This window comes from Paenibacillus sp. MAEPY2 (assembly GCF_000499205.1).
Taxonomy (GTDB): Bacteria; Bacillota; Bacilli; order Paenibacillales; family Paenibacillaceae; genus Paenibacillus; species Paenibacillus vandeheii.
Genome location: NZ_AWUK01000014.1, coordinates 50,814 through 70,021, shown reverse-complemented (window position 1 = coordinate 70,021; position 19,208 = coordinate 50,814). Strand labels below are relative to the sequence as shown.

The window sequence follows — 19,208 nt, the reverse complement described above, 5'->3', positions numbered from 1 at the left end:
GAGAGGACAGAAATAACCTGGAGAAGCGAAGCGTTCGCCTTTATCACCGGATTTTCCCTTTTAGAGAAGGGAATCAAAGAAATCTGGGGATAACAGCGATCGGAAGGTTGTTTTGTCATCGGAGCGCCAGTGTAAATACTCATTTGTTGACTTATATAGATTCCTGAACTGAAAACGCAATGAACAGGAACAGTAGGGTAATTCCCGGTCATAGAGAGCTGCGGGGTGGTGCAACGCAGTCGAAGGAAACCTGAAACTCACCTGGAAGCGGAACGATGGAACACGGTAACTCCCCGGGAGAAGCCGAAGGCCGATGATGGCCCAAAGTACATGGTTACGGGTTGCCTCCGTGAAAGGGCCGTTGTTGATGGAATACGGATGACATATCGGTAGAAAATCAACAATAACTGAGGGGGCTTTTGTCACTTTGGGCAATGATAACGGTATGGACGCATACAGGATCAGCTCGAAGGAAATGAAAGTCAACAAGAGTGGTACCGCGAAGGTGAACAGCCTGTCGTCTCTTGCAATATTGCAGGAGATGGCAGGCTTTTTTGATTTTCAAAATGGTGATGGGTTCATGATCACATATCATAAATGTAATGAACGGGAGCAGTAAAACGATAAAGCGCACAGAGAGCTGCGGGGTGGTGCGACGCAGCAGCTGGAATCGTTCGAATCTCGCCCGGGAACGGAGCTGTGGAAGCATGGAGACCGATGTCTCACCCCATTGTCCTTGCGGACGAATGGGCATGTGGTACACAGCAACGGCTAACCCCCGTTACAGGGTGTTTCTCCGGCTGTCGGTTGTACGTGTTGCATGTACGCAGAGACAACTGATATGCCCGGAGACGACGAGGTGGATGGTGCCTGGCGCAAGCCTGGACCATCAAGCAAGAGTGGTACCGCGGAGGGATAATAACCCGCCGTCTCTTAGATGAGATGGCGGGTTATTTGTGTTTGCTGCCGGCAGCAGGGTGGGCAATGGGAATCTATAATCACGGTTAAAAGAAATACGCACGGTGTGCAAGTCGACGTGCACACTGGCATGGATTGCGAAATGAATAAACATAGAAAACGGGAAATGAACGCCTCGTTCTGATCCCCAATAACGAATAATTATTCAAATTTGATGGAGGTTGATGGATATGACAACGAACAATAACAAACGCATGATAGAGATTTTTGATACAACACTGCGCGATGGAGAACAAGCACCGGGAGCGAGTCTGCAGCCTGAGCAAAAAATTGAACTGGCACATCAGTTGGCTTCTCTGGGCATTGACGTCATCGAGCCTGGATTCCCGATCTCAAGTCCAGGTGAGTTCGCGGCGGTTCAGGCGATTTCCAGACAACTGCAAAATGTAGAGATTTGCGGATTTACGCGTGCGGTCAAAGGGGATATAGATGCAGCCGTTCGAGCAACGGCTGACGCAGCACGCCGCCGAATTCACCTGTTTATCTCTTCTTCGGACATTCATATTGAGCATCAACTGCGCCGTCCGCGCAGTGAAGTGGTGGCTACCGCGCGGGAGATGGTCTCCTATGCACGTCAGTTCACGGATATTGTGGAATTCACCGCCATGGATGCGGCTCGTACGAAGATGGATGATCTGATCGAGATGGTTGAAGTGGCCATTGAAGCGGGAGCAAGTATTATCAACTTGCCAGATACAGTCGGGTACGCACTGCCGCATGAATATGGAGAGATGTTCCGTCAGGTACGTGAGGGTGCAAGGGGCGGGGACAAGGTTCGCTACAGCGCACACTGTCATAATGACTTGGGGCTTGCGGTTGCTAACAGTCTGGCTGCCATTGCCAACGGTGCTTCCCAGATTGAAGTAACCATTAACGGTGTGGGAGAACGGACGGGCAACTGTGCACTGGAGGAGCTGATTATGGCTCTGGAGACACGGGGAGACGTGATTGGCGCAACGACCAATATCAAACTGAACCAGATGTATGAGACATCCCGTCAGATTAGCCGTGCCATGCATTTCCCGATTGCCTACAACAAACCGGTGGTGGGACGCAATGCTTTCCAGCATGAGTCTGGTATTCATCAGGATGGTCTGCTCAAGAACCGGAGTACTTATGAGATTATGGACCCGGAAGCGCTGGGGATCCCACGCAGCATGATTATTCTGGGCAAACATTCCGGTCGTCACGCTTTGAAAGATCGGGTCCGCAAATATGGTTTTGAACCGGATGAGCAGCAGATGGAACAACTGTATGAGGTATTTAAAGAAACTGCCGATCAACAAAAAGTGGTCAGTGATGATCAGTTATTGCAGATGGTTAGCCAAACCATGAATATCCCTGCACAGGATTATGAGCTGGTTGAGTTGCAGGTCACCGCAGGCAGCATGACCGATCGAATGGCAGCAGTTCGTATTCGTACGAGCGCAGGGGAGCATTCCTATTCTGCGGTTGGTGGTGGTCCGGTAGATGCAACCATTCGTGCGATTGGCCAAAGTATTTCGGACGATATTACGTTTGTCGATATGGAGATGCACGCGCTGAGCGGAGGAGAGGCAGCGAGTGCGGAAGCTGCGGTTACCGTGGAGCGTGCAGGACGTGAATTCAGAGGGACAGCCACTCACAATGATATTGTCATGGCTGCGGGTCTGGCGTATGTCGCAGCTTGTAATGCTGCCGGATTGAAGGCAGAGTCTTCCGAGAGTGATGAACCTGTGCACGCATAATAGTACTTCAGCAAATCACATAAATTGGTGACCACAGGCAGACCAAAGGCAGGCCTTGAATACGAGGTCTGCTTTTGTCCTTTTATAGGAGATAAAAAGGGAATCGATGATTACGTTTGTCAAGATGTGAGTATAGTTATCCACATATCCAGTGCGAATTGTGGGTAACTGCACCAAAGTCAAACCAGTAATGTTTTCGAAAATAAAAAGCATTAGGGGATAGAATGTCTTCTATATATCCACAAAGTTGTGGATAATGTGTATAACTCGGTGGATAAATATGGTTTTTGTGCAAAATAAGCTATTCTACCGCCGTCTAATTAAATAGAGTCGATTGCTGGCTATCTTGCTTTTTTGTGGATAAATATGATGCTGCTGAGTGGAAAAATATTTTTCGGATTTCGAGTGGATTTGACAAATATGAAAACACCCTTGTCAAATCTCTCCCTTATAATCAACAAAAAAAGCTGACCCCATCTAGGAATCAGCTTTTACTGTAGTTACTTGTTCGGTATAAGAGTACAGTATGGATTAGATTGAAAAAGGTCATCTCCGCTGCTATTCCAGAGCTAATTCTTCCCACTCTTCGTAAGCCTTGGCAAGTTGAAGCTTGTGATCCTCCGCCGACTCTTGGAGTTCTTGCAGCTTCATATAATCCTGATATATTTCAGGCAGAGCCATCTGTGCCTCAAGCTCCGTAATCTCCGTTTCCAGCTTCGCAATCTGTTGTTCAAGAGCCTCCTGCTTACGCTGGCGGTTACGTTCTTCCCGCTTGGCCTGCTTGTCAGCTTCGAATGAGGCGGCACCGGATTTCTCGGTTACGGATAGGCTCGGGTCAGACTTGGCCGAGTTCTTGGAAGAGGCAAGGCGTGCTTCAGCAGCTTCACGCGCGATGTCTTCAAGCTCCTGTTTCTTCTCCACATAATCATCATAGTTGCCGAGGTAATGCTCTGTCCCGCCGGGATGCAGTTCGACAATACGCTCAGCCATTTTATTGAGGAAATACCGGTCATGCGAGATGAACAATAATGTGCCCTCATAGTCCATCAGCGCCGCTTCAAGCACTTCTTTGGCGAACAGGTCGAGATGGTTCGTAGGCTCATCCAGAATGAGCATATTGGCTTCCTTGAGCATGAGCTTGGAGAGAGAGACACGTGCCTTTTCTCCACCACTGAGGGATGAGATTTTTTTGAGCACATCATCTCCACTGAACAGGAAGTTGCCAAGCACCGTACGAATTCGCGCTTCTTCCATGCCGGGATAGGCACTCCACAGCTCTTCCAATACGGTATTGGAAGGGTTAAGACCTGTCTGCTCCTGATCATAATAGCCAATCTGCACTTTGGTTCCCCATTGGATCTCACCGCTTACGGGGCGTAAACTTCCAGTGAGGCATTTCAGCATGGTGGATTTTCCGATTCCGTTCGGCCCTATCAATGCAACCGTCTCCCCGCGTCTTAGATCAAAAGAGACATTGCGGAACAACGGGGAAGCCTCATCGTAGGCAACCGAAAGCTGATCCACACGGAGCACTTCCTTGCCAGACATAACAGCCGTTTCAAAAGAGAAGTGAGCTTTCTTCAGATCTCCCATTGGTTTGTCGAGCCGTTCCATCTTATCGAGTGCCTTGCGGCGGCTCTGCGCCCGTTTGGTCGTTGAAGCACGCACGATATTCTTCTGAACAAACTCCTCCATCTTGGAGATTTCATCCTGCTGTTTCTCATATTGCTTCATCTGGCTTTCATATTCAGCAGCTTTAAGTTCCATATACCGACTGTAATTGCCTGTATATTTTTTGGAGCGGTGCCGCTCGATCTCCACGATGGTTGTGACAAGCCGGTCAAGGAAATACCGGTCATGGGATACAACAAGCAGGGCACCTGAATAACCTCTCAGGTAATCTTCAAGCCACGTCAGAGTTGCGATGTCGAGATAGTTGGTAGGCTCGTCCAGCATGAGAAGGTCAGGGGCTTGAAGCAAAATGCGAGCAAGCGCAAGACGTGTCTTTTGCCCGCCGCTCAGCGTGGCAATTGGGGTGTTTGGTGAGAATTCACCGAACCCCATTCCGTGCAGAATACTGCGAATACGGGTTTCCATCTCATAACCGCCATGATCCTTGAACCAGTCAGAGCGTTTGGCATAACGCTCAAGCAGATCGGCATATTTTTTTTCATCTTCCATCTGAGCCGGGTCGGCAATATCCTGTTCCATTTGACGCAACTCCGCTTCTGCCTGGGTCAGATGGGCGAACACATTCATCATTTCTTCCCATATGGAGCGATCGGATTGCAGTCCGCTGTTCTGCGCGAGATAACCCAGCGTCGTTTCCTTGGATTTGAAAATCTGTCCGCCATCGTAGGACATTTCCCCAGCCACAATTTTGAGCAAAGTGGATTTCCCTGCGCCATTAACACCAACGAGGCCGATGCGCTCGCGTTCTAATATTTGTAAGTTCACGCCGTCCAGGATTGGATCGACACCAAAACGTTTGATAATTCCGGATACTTGCAGCAGCATAAAATTAAGTTCCTCCATGGTCCAGTTCTTGAATTGACAACTACATCCCAGTTTACATGAAATACAGAGCAAATGCACCGATTAGGAGTGCCTGGGGCGTGTAGTCTTTTTGGTCAATCAATGATAAACTGAAAGAAGGCATGTTAATACATGAGGATTTTGCAGAAAATGAATCATTTTAACGATTTCAACACGATGACAACTGTGCATAACATATAAATGGTTTTAATTGAGAGCTAGTTTACCTTCTCGATCAACAGGAGGTTATTCAAAGACATGCAGGATCATACGGAATTGAAAAGCCGCCTTCGTTCCAAGCTGAGACAGAGCCGGGATCTGATGGATGAAACCATGCGTCAGCAGGTGATGAATGAGATTAATGTGGTGACGAAGCGGGAGCTGGAGCGTCTTAGACAGGACAAATGGAAGCTGGGGAGCAAGCAGCTTGTGATATTCAGCTATTTGTCTTACGGAAGCGAAGCATCCACAGCCTTTTTATTTGAAGAGGGCTGGAGGCATGGAGATGTGATGCTCGCACCGAAAGTGCAAGCGAATCCGGCTCGAATGGAATTGCGGCGTGTCGTGGGTGCACAGGATATTCAACCGGGAATATGGGGGATACCTGAACCCAGGGATTCCTGTGAAGTGCTGCAACCTAATCGCTGGCCTGATATTGACCTTGTCATAGTACCAGGGCTGGGATATGACCTACATGGAGGGCGCATTGGATACGGCGGCGGTTATTATGATCGTTTTGCCGAGACACTTTCAGCAAAGTGCACGATGACGGACAAAAGACCACGTATGGCTGCATTTGTATTGCCTGGCCAGCTGCAGGACGAAATTCCGATGGACCCGCTTGATCTGCGGCTTGATCTGTTGATAACAACCGAAGGTATATTACATATCGAATAAAGGGTTGTGATGTGATTGAATTTAGAAGCGAATAACGACCAGGCTTCCAGCAGGAAACTGACTCATTTTAATGAACAGGGACGAGCTCGAATGGTTGATATTTCGGGTAAGGAAAGTACCGTACGTACAGCCGTGGCGGTATCCAAAGTGACGATGAATCCGGCTACGCTTGAAGCGATTCGGGAGGGCCGCATCGGCAAAGGTGACGTTCTGGCTGTGGCTCAGATTGCGGGTATTCAGGGCGCGAAGAAAACATCAGACTGGATTCCGATGTGCCATCCATTGGCTTTGACGGGTGTGGATATCCGTTTTCATGACAACGGTGTCGATGAACTGCAGATAGAAGTTACGGTCAAAACCGAAGGGAAGACAGGTGTCGAGATGGAGGCGCTCACGGCGGCCTCGGCTGCGGCACTGACGATCTATGACATGTGTAAAGCCATGCAAAAAGATATGATTATTGGTCCAACCATGCTGAATTCCAAGAGTGGTGGCAAGAACGGCGATTTCAGCCGATAAAGGACATTTATTTTCATAAAGGAGAAGGGTGATCTTTATGGTGTGGAGAACAGCAATCCTGACAGCCAGCGACAAAGGGGCCCGCGGGGAACGTGAGGATACGAGTGCCCAAGTGATCCGGGAGCTTGTGGAAGAAGAACTGGGTGGGGAAATCGTGGAGTACCGCATCGTTCCGGATGAACCCGATGAGATTATCGCGGCTTTGATTGAGATGACAGATTATTTTCACGCTGATTTGGTATTGACCACAGGGGGTACGGAGCTTGCGATTCGTGATATTACTCCCGAAGCGACCCGACGGGTTATTGAACGGGAAGTTCCAGGCATGGCTGAAGCCATGAGATACAGTGTCATGGGCAAGAATCGTTCTGCGATGCTGTTCCGTGGCGTATGCGGCATTCGCGGACGTACATTGATTGTCAACCTGCCAGGTACACCGAAGGGTGTGCATGAGCATTTGGCTGCCATTATGGACCAACTTCCGGAAGCTCTGTTAATGGTTACAGGTCAGTTCAAGCAATAAGTGAGAAATGGCCTTAGTAGCAGGTGTGAAATCAAGCAGGAAAAAAGATTGGGTACCGAGGTCTTTTTGTGAAAAATGTGGGTTATGTAAGTGGTTACATCTATGGTATGATTGACATAATTCTGATAGTAGACAAGACATCTTTTGAGAATGCATAAAGAGTGCGCGATCCAAAAGCTTGAAGCTGGGAGGGATAACAATGGGATTTGGGGGCATTGGAACCACAGGAGTCATTTTGCTGGTCATCGTTGCTTTGCTTTTGTTCGGTCCGAACAAGCTGCCGGAACTGGGACGCGCTGTTGGGCGTACTTTCCGTGAATTCAAGGAAGGGGCCCGCGACATCATCTCGGATGACAATTCATCCAAGCGCAAAGAGCAGGAAAAAGCGAACCCGGTAGTGTCAGAAGCTGTACAGGTAGACAAGCCGGAGGATAAACGCCTGCCGGAATAATTGTGACGGCAATGAATGAGAACTCCCTTCCCGCTGGAAGGGTTTTGTATTTTAAAGCTGACAACCATGGAGGGCAGGAATGACGCAGCAGAATGAAGAAATGACCCTTACGGAACATTTAAGTGAGCTGCGCAAGCGGCTAATCTATGTGTTAAGCCTTTTTGTGTTGGGTCTGGTAGCAGGCTTTTTTGTAGCAGACCCGGTGTATCGCTACTTGACAAAGGCAGAGACGGCGCAAGGTTTTGTGCTCCATGCCTTCTCGTTCTGGGACGGGATCGGGATCTACATGAAGATTGCCGGTCTGTTCTCATTAATTATTACGCTGCCGTTTACCGTGTATCAGATTTGGAAGTTTGTTAGTCCAGGGCTGCGACCGATGGAGCGGAAAGCTACATTGCGTTATGTTCCTTATGTGCTTTTGTTGTTTCTGTTCGGTCTGGCGTTCTCCTATTATGTTGTGTTCCCGATGGCACTGGCCTTTACAACATCAATTACGGAGAAGATGGGGCTTGTGGAGACGTATGGAATGAAGCAGTACTTCAGCTTTTTGTTTGGCATTGTACTTCCGGTTTCCCTGTTGTTTGAGCTTCCACTAATCATTATGTTCCTGACAGGACTGCGAATATTGAATCCAATTCGGCTGCGAAAAATGCGCAGGATGGCTTATTTTGTCCTGATCTTCATTGCGGTTGTAGTTACACCGCCTGACTTTATATCCGATTTTCTCGTGATGATTCCCTTGCTTCTGTTATATGAGATCAGTGTGTTTCTGTCTGGCTTTGTGCATCGCAAACAGCTTGCAGCTGATGCAGAGGCTGAATCCCGTTACATCCGTGCCGAGGATAAGCAGAGTGCAGTATAACAAGAGAGGAATTTCATCCGCTTGTTGAAACTGTAATGATCTTGTATGATGCCCGTCCCGGGATAAGCCGATCGGCTCTTACCCGGGATATGAAGGGCTGTAGAGCGATAGCTTTTACAGCTTATAGTCAGACAGACGGGACAAGTAGGCATATTATGTTCAACAATGGATACAATGGAAAAGGGGCTGCCTGAAACGTTGCAGGAGGACCAATGGATTCTGTGGAACAAGTTATATGGTATTTATGACATTTGCTCAGGTAAATCGGGCGTTTTTTGGCTGGAGTGGTGTAAATACAACGTAAAATCTCGCAGGAATTCATGAAAAGGACTTGAAATCATGCTTCAAGTTGAAGTATCATAAAGTTGGTTGTTAGCACTGAACACTGTCGAGTGCTAATACATATGGCTACAACCTACAAAGCAACGTTATATAATTTCAAAAGGAGGCTATTTTTCATGATCAGACCTTTAGGTGAACGCGTATTGGTAGAACCACTGGAGCAAGAGCAAACTACTTCTTTCGGGATCGTACTGCCGGACTCCGCTAAAGAAAAACCGCAAGAGGGTAAAATTATTGCTGTTGGCGCCGGAGTATTGAAAGACGGAGTACGTGTAGCTCTGGAAGTGAAAGAAGGAGATCGCGTTATTTTCTCCAAATATGCCGGTACAGAAATCAAGTTCGAAGGTAAAGAATATTTGATTATGAAAGAAAGCGATATTCACGCGATTCTCGACTAATTCAAATTTAATCGGTTAACCGAACCATATAGCAACACCATTTTACACAATATTCTAGGGAGGTTTTCTTAACATGGCTAAAGACATTAAATTCAGTGAAGACGCTCGTCGTTCCATGCTTCGTGGTGTGGACGCATTGGCTAATGCAGTAAAAGTAACACTCGGTCCTAAAGGCCGTAACGTGGTTCTGGAGAAAAAATTCGGAAGCCCGCTGATCACGAATGACGGTGTAACGATTGCTAAAGAAATCGAACTGGAAGATGCATTCGAGAACATGGGTGCACAACTGGTTAAAGAAGTAGCAACCAAAACCAATGATGTTGCCGGTGACGGTACAACAACTGCAACTGTATTGGCTCAAGCGCTGATCACAGAAGGTTTGAAAAACGTAACTGCAGGCGCTAGCCCAATCGGTATCCGTAAAGGGATCGACAAAGCGGTTAAAGCGGCTGTAGCTGAACTGCAATCCATCTCCAAACCAGTTGAAACCAAACAATCCATTGCACAAGTTGCAGCAATCTCAGCAGCTGACGAAGAAGTAGGCGAACTGATCGCTGAAGCTATGGAAAAAGTGGGTAAAGACGGCGTTATCACGGTTGAAGAATCCAAAGGATTCGCTACAGAGCTGGAAGTGGTTGAAGGTATGCAATTCGACCGCGGTTACATCTCTCCATACATGATTACGGATACGGACAAAATGGAAGCTGTTTTGGACAACCCATACATCCTGATCACAGACAAAAAAATCTCCAGCACTCAGGACATTCTGCCATTGCTTGAAAAAATCGTTCAACAAGGCAAGCCGCTGGTATTGATCGCTGAAGATATCGAAGGCGAAGCACTGGCGATGCTGGTTGTGAACAAATTGCGTGGTACATTCAATGCTGTAGCTGTTAAAGCTCCAGGATTCGGTGACCGTCGTAAAGCAATGCTGCAAGACATCGCTGCCCTCACTGGTGGCCAATTGATCACGGAAGAACTGGGTCTGGACCTGAAATCCGCTGTTGTGGAACAACTGGGTACAGCTCGTCAAATCCGTGTAACGAAAGAAAACACAATCATCGTTGACGGTGCTGGCAACAAATCCGATATCGATGCACGTGTTAGCCAAATCCGTACACAACTGGAAGAAACAACTTCCGAGTTCGACAAAGAGAAACTGCAAGAGCGTCTGGCTAAATTGTCCGGCGGTGTAGCAGTAATCAAAGTTGGTGCGGCTACTGAAACAGAATTGAAAGAACGCAAACTTCGCATCGAAGATGCCCTGAACGCAACTCGCGCTGCGGTTGAAGAAGGTATCGTATCCGGTGGTGGTACAGCGCTCATGAACGTATACAACGCGGTTGCAGGCGTAGCCCTGTCCGGTGACGAGCAAACAGGCGTAAACATCGTCCTGCGCGCTTTGGAAGCACCAATCCGTACAATCGCAGCTAATGCTGGCGAAGAAGGTTCCGTAATCGTGGAACGTCTGAAAAAAGAACAAACAGGCGTGGGCTTCAACGCTGCGACTGGCGAGTGGGTTAACATGATCGAAGCAGGTATCGTTGACCCTGCGAAAGTAACACGTTATGCATTGCAAAACGCTGCTTCTGTAGCGGCAATGTTCCTGACTACCGAAGCGGTTATCGCTGACAAACCAGAACCTGCAGGTGCTGGTGGCGGAATGCCTGACATGGGCGGTATGGGTGGAATGGGCGGCATGATGTAATAAAGGTGTAAAAACCTTTGTAATGCCGATAGATGAAAGGCTCCCGGAAGGGAGCCTTTTTTTATATATTTAGAGTAGGGTGCTTTGAATTATGTTTTGACACTGAATCGATACCTGTTAGCTTACTTCTTCGTATGTACAATGATACATATATATGATTATATGGAATTTGATTGGGGAGGAAATGAATTGAGAAAGAGTACAAAGTGGACGTTGTGGATTCTCGGCTTGATGGTAGGTGCAATTTTTATTAATTTTTACATGAACCTATATAGTTTCGCTTATGCTTTGATTACCGTGCTTTTATTGGTATTCATGGGGTGGGGATTCTTGGCAAAGTTAAAGAACGACGTTCGTCAGCATGAAGATCACCATAGAAGAGAGCATCAATCTGCGATCGATGACATTGATCGATACACGAGGTAGTAATAAATAAATATACCATACATAGTGTTTGTTAACAGGCAGACTACCATTAGCAGTTTCATACCACGCGTTAAGTCGTTCCTCAATGGAACGACTTGTTTGCACATTCGGAACCTATTTAACTGCTTTTATTCCAAAAGTAGAAATATCGTCTTGGATGCTGAAACGATATTCAAATTCATTTCGAACAGTCGCCCCATCAAATGCACTCTGACTTACATCGCGATCTAATAAGCCGATATCCTGAATCACGTCTTGGGCATCATTATATGTGTACTCGTTATTGGTTGTCAGAATAAGTGTAGCGATCGCAGTTAATAGGTTACCACCGGTTTGTTTACTGACATCACCAGACTCGTATAACATGACTTCCTGAACTTTTTGCTCTGAATTTAACACACCAACCATACGTAAATTGTCTTTGAAGATATACTCAAAGGTTTTTGTGCCATGTTCTGAGGCCTCTTTCACGTTCAAGACGGTTATACTCAGACCATTTAATCGGTATTTGCCTACGATTGAATTGAATTTGTTTTTGAACGCATCGGTAGTCATATTCAAAACAGAGAGACCGCTCTGGTCTAGGTCATCATTGTTATTTTCAACTGTAGTATTCACTTTGTTCGTAGTCGAAGCCAACATACCATACATTCCTATAGAAGCAATTGCAAAACACATCGCCGTTAGCATAACGTGCTTTATCGTTATCCGGTTATGCTTTCTTATGGATAAGATCATCAAAAGAAGAAAAACGAAGAAAACAATAAAGCCTAGTGTGAATAGTATTGTGAACAATGGTTGCAAAATCTCACCTCGTAATACATTCTTATTATGTATTCTCATTATAATGTTGCTATGGGAAACTTTAAACCTATACTCTTCACTTCAAAAAAAGCACTGCTGGCATACGGCCAGCTAATCAGGTACCCATACACCGGACACTTAGAAAAAGAAGTGTTTAGTGTATGGGTACCTTTGTAGTTGCCTTCGGTTCGTTATTACCTCAATCTCTGTTTAATCAGGCATGATCCAGACGATTTCGGCAATACGTACTAAGAATTTTTTGTTTCTTTCCTCCAGTACAACATGATCATGCTTAACAGCGACGACGCATCCATCAAGTCTGCCGCGAGTTGTTTCCAGGATAACCACTTTTCCCACCAGGGCCATCAGACTCTCGACTACGCAATGATCTACTGGGTGAACCACAATATTATGAGGCATGTGGTGCATTTGCTGCATATAAGGCGAGTTAGCCATATGATGCATCATTGGATAATTATTCAAAGTAAAACCTCCCAAATCATTTATAGGGCATTCTATGCAATGGCCCACCCAAACGACTGGGCGTTTGACCAGAAATCTGTTCATTTGGTAAATCTTTATGAGGCAGAACACATGTCAATAGGTCATCTTGTAAGATTATTTCTTCCATTTATTTTACAAATGATGCGATACGTTCTCACAATCAGTCTGCCGGAGCTGTTGAATTTTTGATGTTCTTTTCATCTCCATTTCAGATTCCATTAAGGTAGCAGGGGTAAGATAAGTCTTGTAAACCCCTTCTCGTGTTAAATAGATGTGTGACTAGCCCCGTCGGATCCTCCGGCGGGGTACTTTTTTTCTCATTTCAGCGGTTGATGGTATGATAGATGAATACATAAATGCTAATAACGGAGGGATGGTTCGTGGACTCCAGTCTGCATCCGATGTTCAGACCCATTCAAATGAATGGGACAGGTAGGCACACGTATTACATGGAGCAAATACCTTCTGCATCCCTGATGGCTCATGTAGCTTGTTATTGGGAATCCGGTTTGATTCTACAGTCTTCGAAGAAACCTGATATGGATGGAGGTATCGTTCAGCCTGATATGTCTGTGCCTGCCCGGGTATTGCCGGATGGCTGCACGGACATGCTGATTACATACGACTCGGTCGGTTCGTTGCATTCTTATGGTTACTGTGGCAACTATACGCATCCGTTTGCTGTACCAGGGCCGTCTGATGCGCCTGCTTCTGCCGATTACACATTTGGGGTGCGCTTTTTCCCAGGTGGAGCATATGTTTTTCACGGTTTGCCGTTGGAGGAATTTACGGATAGACGAATTCCACTTCATGAATGTTGGCCAGTCGAGCTGAGTGAGCTTCAGGAGCGGATGGCTGGAACGAAAAGCTTTAAAGAACGAGTACAGGTGATGAATACCTATCTGAGTCCGCTATCCTTGCAACCCAATACATATGAGCATGATTTGATGAAAAACGTGCTTCACCGCATTTTTAAGGATGGGGGCCGTATGAGCGTCAGAGAGCTGGCGATGCGAGAGGTTGTCAGTGAACGCCAGCTGCATCGGAAGTTTGCTGAATGGATTGGAGTCAGTCCAAAGCGATTCAGCGAGGTCGTTCGTTTTCACCGTGTCCTGGGCAGTATTCATCAGGGGCATACGGCAGATGGGGTAGCACTGGCCCTGAATCATGGTTTCTTTGACCAAGCCCATCTGATTCGTCAATTTCGTAAGTTCTATGGAGAAACCCCGCTCACTGCTGCCAAAGAACATCAACGAATGTTGTCCGATTTGTACAATAACCCGGTTGTCCCTCTCGTTTATACTGAATGGTGAGAATGAATAGTAAAGGAGATATCATATATGAATGGAACATTGCAAATCAGAGATCATCTGTTAAGTGAATTGGAGACGGGCGTGCGTACGGGGGCTAGCCTGATCCGCTTGATTCGTCCGGAGGATTGGGCTTACCGCCCACAGGACAATATGCGTTCACTGGTGGAACTGGTCCATCATTTTATTCAGATTACGGCATCGGACCTTGCGATTATGCAGGAGGAAGGCGAAGCAGAGGTAGGCGTGGTGGAGAATAGTCTGTCAGGGATCGAAGATATTGAAAAGCTGGAGTCAACTCTCTGGGCCAATTTGGAAGCCTACAAAGCGTATATCCTTTCATTAAGCGAAGAAGATCTGCTGAACCGCTCAACTAAAGCATTCTATATGGAGCATGGTCATTTGCAAGTCCAATGGCAAATAGAAACGCTAACGCATGTATTCCATCACCGTTCACAGCTTTATAATTATCTCAAACAGCAGGGACATGAGTTGAACTTTTTTATGCTTTATGCGTAAGAATCTTAGAAAATGAGTTTGTGTGTCATTGGCTCCGCCGGATGATCTGGTGGGGCTTTTTGATTTGTAAATCTAGCACCTCTATCAAAATGTACGTTATCACACGGTCACTTCACCGTTACATTCATAGATTTCATACATAGAATACGGTATCCAAGCCGAAAGGAGGTGATTTCCATGGCCATCCTTTTACCGCAACAATTTTATGCCTTAGCGGCTAGTGTGGGTAAATCGTATTATGAAAACCTTGCTGGAGGCACGAATGCCAGCATCACAGTGAACAATTTTGGTCCTTTTCCGGTAGACCTGGTTGTAACTCGTGTTAACGCTCCAGTGATCACGTATATGATCCCTACTGGCAACAGCCTTACGTTGTCTGTTGACTTGCTGCTCGTAGCTGCACTGCTGACTACTCCCGCAGGTGCTTCAACAGGCACGATTCAGATCGCAACATCTGATTTCTAATGAAATCAGGGAGCTTTGAGAACCTCTGTCGGACATGTTGTCCGCAGAGGTTTTTTTCTTTTTATTGCTGCATTATATCGATTCAACCAAGAAGCAGTCTCTGAAATTTGTATGTGCAACTCCAGTGATATAATAGGTTTAGATCATATTTTTGTTTACACAGGCTGCAATTCGATTATTTATATTAGGAATGGTACGCAGACTGATGTTGTGAAACAGGAGGTTATTGGATTATGGATAGAACAAATGAAACCGATAGAATGGAAAGAACAACGTTTCTTGAAACGGAGCGGCTTGTATTCTCGATTTGGAATGAAGAAGACCGTGCCCTGGCATTTGCTCTATGGGGAGATCATGAGGTAACGAAGTGGATCAGCAGCAAGGGATTTTTGAGTGAGGATGAAGTAGAAGCTCGGCTGACGCAAGAAATAAAAAGGCAGGAGGAAGCGGAGGTGCAATACTGGCCTCTCTTTGAGAAGGAATCGGGAGTGTTTGTGGGTTGCTGTGGCTTACGCCCGTATTCTCCGGAAGAAAACATATATGAACTGGGATTTCATCTTACCAGAGACTACTGGGGCAAGGGTTATGCGATGGAGGCTGCACGGGCGGTGATTGATTATGCATTTGAAGAATTGAAGGTTAAAGCGCTGTTTGCCGGGCATCATCCGGACAATGAGGCATCCCGTCACATGCTGTCCAAGCTGGGCTTTGAATATGTAGGCGACGAGCGCTATGAACCGACAGGGTTGATGCATCCGTCCTATTTGCTGAAAAGGGAGTAGAATCCTTTACACATTCAGGCCAGCTCAAAGTCTTTAAATGTATAGCCTGAATGGATGGATAGAAGCGGTGACCGTAATTATTTGGTAAATGGGTTTTCATCGTTTTTTTATTTCATTTTCAGCTTCTATTAAGGTAGCAGAGGTAAGATTATTCTTGTAAACCCCTTCTCGTGTTAGATAGATGTGTGACTGACCTCGCCGGACGCCGGTGAGGTATTTTTTTGTTTTATTTTATAAAAAATACATAAAACAAACACAAACAAAAACAAATTAATATATATATCTGTGTATTATTGACTTATAAAGATAAACAAAGGTATAATGAATGTGAAAAAAGGAACTTACTATGTACGTGACAGCCATTCTATTTTTAACCTAAGGAGAGAATGATGATGAACGTGACCCTTACCAATGAAACTACGCAGGCTGCTGGATTCCATATCCCATTTGTCCGTGAGATGGCGGAGATTACTCAACATATGTGGAAAAATGGATGGGATGAGCGCAATGGCGGCAATGTCAGCTATTTGCTGGAGGAAGAGGACGTCGCCCAATATATTGATATCAACCATGTGATCCGCAAGATCAAACCTGCCTTTTCGATGCAGGAGCTGGCAGGCAAGTATGTTATCGTGACCGCTTCGGGCAAATATTTCAAAAATGTGCTGGCTGATCCGGAGAGCAATCTGGGATTGCTGCGTGTCTCGAAGGATGGACAGGAGCTTGAGGTGCTGTGGGGTCTGAAGTCGGGAGCGAGCCCGACGAGTGAATTGCCTACGCATTTTATGAGTCATATCGAACGTTTGAAAGTGGACCCGAACCATCGGGTTGTCATGCATAACCATGCGACTCACGTGCTGGCGATGACCTTTATCCATGAGTTGGATGAAATGAAATTTACAAAGACGCTGTGGCAGATGTGTACGGAATGCGTTGTTGTATTTCCTGACGGCGTTGGTATTATTCCGTGGATGGTGCCTGGATCGAATGAAATCGGACGAAAAACGGCTGAAAAAATGAAGGAATACCACGCGGTTATCTGGCCGCAGCATGGGATTTTTGGAACAGGTACAACGATTGATGAAGCCTTTGGTCTTATAGAGACCATTGAGAAGGCGGCCCAGGTGTATATGCTGGTTGCAGATCATGAGATCAGACAGCGAATTACGGATCAGCAGCTAGCTACATTAGCTCAGGCTTTCGGTGTCACTCCACGTCCTGGTATATTGGGCACGGAGGTTTAACGAATCGAGATCGTATAAAAGAATGAGTTCCAACACAGCCTAATATGAATGGTCTTTGGTTTATTAAACCGAAGGCCATTTCCTTTTTTTCGGCGAACAAACGCCGTTTTGGTTCAAAAAAGTTCAAAAATCTAATAAAGTGCGGCTTTGTTATCGATTATTGAATCGTAGAATGAATTATCACACGCTGGCGAAATTCAGGTGAAATGACGTATTGTCAATGCCTCAGCGATTTTGCATAATAACAATGCTTCACAGATGATTGATGGAAGGAAGTTATGATCATGCTTGGCAAAATGAAGAGAATCTTAATAGGCAAGCCTATGAAATCGGCTGAATTGGATGCAGAAAAATTGGGGAAATGGAAGGCACTCGCCATCCTGTCCTCCGATGCCCTATCGTCCGTTGCCTACGGTACGGAGCAGATCTTACTGGTGCTCATTGCGGCCGGAGTCGCGGCCTTGTGGTACTCTGTTCCAATCTCCATCGCCGTGTTGGGATTACTCGTCATTTTAATTTTTTCCTACCGCCAGACGATTTTTGCTTATCCAACAGGAGGCGGCGCGTATATCGTTGCCAAGGATAATCTCGGTACGGCTCCGAGCCTGATTGCCGGAGGATCTTTGCTGGTCGATTATATTCTGACGGTTGCGGTAAGTTCGTCTGCAGGGACCGATGCGATTACATCTGCTTTTCCGATTCTTCATGATTACAGCATAATCATTGCATTGATCATGATTGTGTTTCTGACGATTATGAATTTGCGGGGAGTGACGGAATCTGCTTCCGTGCTGGCGATCCCCATATATCTGTTTATCTTTTCCATTGCGATTCTGATTATATCCGGGGGCATCAAATTTCTCGCTGGTGGCATGGAAGCTGCGGCCCCTGAATTCGGAACGACGATGTCTCATGTGAGTCTGTTTCTGTTGCTGAAGGCATTCAGCTCGGGATGTTCCGCCTTGACCGGAGTTGAGGCAGTGAGTAACGCGATTCCGAACTTTAAGCAGCCTGCCGAGAAAAATGCAGCAGGAACCTTGATGCTGATGGGATGTATACTAGGAGCCATGTTTATCGGTATCACGTTACTTGCTTATGTTTACGGGGTAAAGCCTGATCCCAAAGCCACAGTCATTTCCCAGATTGCCGAAGCCACGTTTGGCAGGGGTACAATGTATTTTATTATTCAGGGTGTAACGGCACTGATCCTGTTTCTGGCAGCCAATACGGCGTATTCCGCTTTTCCGCTGCTGTCCTTTATGATGGCAAAGGATAAATATATGCCGCATATGTTTATGGTTAGAGGAGACCGCCTCGGCTTCTCGAACGGTATTATTTTTCTCAGTGTAATGTCCGCCTTGCTGGTTGTCGGATTCAAAGGAAACACAGAAAGCCTGATACCGCTCTACGCAGTGGGTGTGTTCATTCCATTCACGCTGTCGCAGCTGGGCATGATGATTCGCTGGATCAAAGTCAAACCGTCCGGCTGGGGCGTGAAGCTGCTCGTCAATACAATTGGTATGCTGACCACTTTGTCGATTACATTGATTTTTATTTTCACCAAGTTCACGCAAACATGGGTTATCTTTATTTTCCTGCCGCTCGTCGTCTATGTATTCATGCGCATTCACCGTCATTATTGCAACATCGCAGATGAATTGCGAATTGATATCAAGCTGGAGAAACCGGTGAGAAAGGGCAATACCATCGTTATTCCGGTGGCTGGCATTACACGAGTCGTGATGAACACGATCAGTTACGCGCAGACGATGTCTGACCAGGTGGTTGCCTTGTATATCGGGTTTGATGATGAAGCGATTCGGAAAATGGAGCAGAAGTGGGAGGAGTGGAATCCTGGCGTTCGTCTGGTTGTGATTAAATCGAGATACCGCAGCATTATGGGGCCGCTCAAGAAATTCATTGATACCGTGGAATGGAAAACCGCCGAGACGGACCATATCACCATTCTGATTCCACAGTTCATCACCAAGCATTGGTGGCAAAATGTACTGCATAACCAGACCAGCTTCATGATTCGTGCCTATCTGATCAACTATAAAGATGTGATTGTGACGACTGTGCCGTATCATCTCAATCGTTAAAAGGCTTCATCTACAATAGGCAATGGCATGAGAAAAGTATGTGATTTGCTTACTATCCATCCATTTTATTATAAAATTTAAACTGAACATTTTGCGTTAACATTAAATATCC

The 19,208-nt window shown here is 46.2% G+C and carries 19 protein-coding genes and 1 other annotated feature; of the genes, 16 read left to right on the top strand and 3 right to left on the bottom strand.

The genetic code is table 11. The annotated features are described in order from the left end of the window. The first annotated feature begins 427 nt into the window (after positions 1-427). Positions 428-619, top strand: a complete 192-nt coding sequence (locus tag P364_RS38720; RefSeq protein ID WP_024630754.1) for a hypothetical protein — start codon at positions 428-430, stop codon at positions 617-619. After that, positions 594-937: a binding site (T-box leader), on the top strand. It overlaps the preceding gene by 26 nt. Before the next feature lie 211 nt (positions 938-1,148). After that, positions 1,149-2,705, top strand: coding sequence for a 2-isopropylmalate synthase (locus P364_RS0114095; RefSeq protein ID WP_024630753.1), 1,557 nt, complete (start codon positions 1,149-1,151; stop codon positions 2,703-2,705). 558 nt (positions 2,706-3,263) lie between these two features. Here P364_RS0114095 and P364_RS0114090 read toward each other — a convergent pair. Beyond that, positions 3,264-5,222: an ABC-F family ATP-binding cassette domain-containing protein gene (locus P364_RS0114090; RefSeq protein ID WP_024630752.1), complete on the bottom strand. Its 1,959-nt coding sequence runs from the start codon at positions 5,220-5,222 to the stop codon at positions 3,264-3,266. A 276-nt stretch (positions 5,223-5,498) separates the two neighbouring features. Here P364_RS0114090 and P364_RS0114085 point away from each other — a divergent pair, with 276 nt between their 5' ends. From P364_RS0114085 to P364_RS0114050, 8 genes are all read left to right on the top strand, one after another. After that, complete coding sequence (locus tag P364_RS0114085) at positions 5,499-6,137, top strand: 5-formyltetrahydrofolate cyclo-ligase (RefSeq protein ID WP_024630751.1); 639 nt, start codon at positions 5,499-5,501, stop codon at positions 6,135-6,137. A gap of 15 nt (positions 6,138-6,152) precedes the next feature. Beyond that, a complete protein-coding gene (gene moaC, locus P364_RS0114080; protein WP_024630750.1) occupies positions 6,153-6,656 on the top strand; it encodes a cyclic pyranopterin monophosphate synthase MoaC in 504 nt (167 codons plus the stop codon). Positions 6,657-6,693: 37 nt separating this feature from the next. After that, entirely contained in the window at positions 6,694-7,179 is a 486-nt protein-coding gene (locus P364_RS0114075) for a MogA/MoaB family molybdenum cofactor biosynthesis protein (RefSeq protein ID WP_024630749.1), read from the top strand. A 199-nt stretch (positions 7,180-7,378) separates the two neighbouring features. After that, positions 7,379-7,630 (top strand): twin-arginine translocase TatA/TatE family subunit, encoded by a 252-nt coding sequence (gene tatA / locus P364_RS0114070; protein WP_024630748.1) that lies wholly within the window; start codon positions 7,379-7,381, stop codon positions 7,628-7,630. 79 nt (positions 7,631-7,709) lie between these two features. Next, positions 7,710-8,492 (top strand): twin-arginine translocase subunit TatC, encoded by a 783-nt coding sequence (tatC, locus tag P364_RS0114065; RefSeq protein WP_024630747.1) that lies wholly within the window; start codon positions 7,710-7,712, stop codon positions 8,490-8,492. 458 nt (positions 8,493-8,950) lie between these two features. Continuing rightward, positions 8,951-9,232 carry a co-chaperone GroES gene (gene groES, locus P364_RS0114060; protein WP_024630746.1) on the top strand — a complete coding sequence of 94 codons (282 nt, stop codon included), beginning with the start codon at positions 8,951-8,953 and terminating at the stop codon, positions 9,230-9,232. Between the two features lie 73 nt (positions 9,233-9,305). Next, positions 9,306-10,940, top strand: a complete 1,635-nt coding sequence (gene groL, locus P364_RS0114055; RefSeq protein ID WP_024630745.1) for a chaperonin GroEL — start codon at positions 9,306-9,308, stop codon at positions 10,938-10,940. A 189-nt stretch (positions 10,941-11,129) separates the two neighbouring features. Next, on the top strand, positions 11,130-11,366 hold the full coding sequence (locus P364_RS0114050; protein WP_024630744.1) for a hypothetical protein: 237 nt from the start codon (positions 11,130-11,132) through the stop codon (positions 11,364-11,366). A 114-nt stretch (positions 11,367-11,480) separates the two neighbouring features. Here P364_RS0114050 and P364_RS0114045 read toward each other — a convergent pair whose 3' ends face one another. Both P364_RS0114045 and P364_RS0114040 read right to left on the bottom strand, forming a co-directional pair. Further along, positions 11,481-12,056 carry a hypothetical protein gene (locus P364_RS0114045; protein ID WP_143812704.1) on the bottom strand — a complete coding sequence of 192 codons (576 nt, stop codon included), beginning with the start codon at positions 12,054-12,056 and terminating at the stop codon, positions 11,481-11,483. A gap of 324 nt (positions 12,057-12,380) precedes the next feature. Beyond that, on the bottom strand, positions 12,381-12,653 hold the full coding sequence (locus P364_RS0114040; protein WP_024630742.1) for a DUF2642 domain-containing protein: 273 nt from the start codon (positions 12,651-12,653) through the stop codon (positions 12,381-12,383). Between the two features lie 401 nt (positions 12,654-13,054). On the opposite strand from P364_RS0114040, the gene P364_RS0114035 reads away from it, so the two are divergent. The 6 genes from P364_RS0114035 to P364_RS0114010 all read left to right on the top strand — a co-directional run bounded on the left by P364_RS0114035 (position 13,055) and on the right by P364_RS0114010 (position 19,096). Next, the gene (locus P364_RS0114035; RefSeq protein WP_024630741.1) at positions 13,055-13,987 is read left to right on the top strand and encodes an AraC family transcriptional regulator; all 933 of its coding nucleotides are present in this window, start codon (positions 13,055-13,057) and stop codon (positions 13,985-13,987) included. Between the two features lie 27 nt (positions 13,988-14,014). Then, complete coding sequence (locus P364_RS0114030; RefSeq protein ID WP_024630740.1) at positions 14,015-14,503, top strand: DinB family protein; 489 nt, start codon at positions 14,015-14,017, stop codon at positions 14,501-14,503. Positions 14,504-14,680: 177 nt separating this feature from the next. After that, positions 14,681-14,968: a hypothetical protein gene (locus P364_RS0114025; protein ID WP_024630739.1), complete on the top strand. Its 288-nt coding sequence runs from the start codon at positions 14,681-14,683 to the stop codon at positions 14,966-14,968. Positions 14,969-15,201: 233 nt separating this feature from the next. Next, on the top strand, positions 15,202-15,750 hold the full coding sequence (locus tag P364_RS0114020; protein ID WP_236642166.1) for a GNAT family N-acetyltransferase: 549 nt from the start codon (positions 15,202-15,204) through the stop codon (positions 15,748-15,750). Positions 15,751-16,142: 392 nt separating this feature from the next. Next, positions 16,143-16,994, top strand: a complete 852-nt coding sequence (gene rhaD, locus P364_RS0114015) for a rhamnulose-1-phosphate aldolase (protein WP_024630737.1) — start codon at positions 16,143-16,145, stop codon at positions 16,992-16,994. A gap of 284 nt (positions 16,995-17,278) precedes the next feature. After that, positions 17,279-19,096, top strand: coding sequence for an APC family permease (locus tag P364_RS0114010; RefSeq protein ID WP_024630736.1), 1,818 nt, complete (start codon positions 17,279-17,281; stop codon positions 19,094-19,096). The last annotated feature ends 112 nt before the right edge of the window (positions 19,097-19,208 follow it).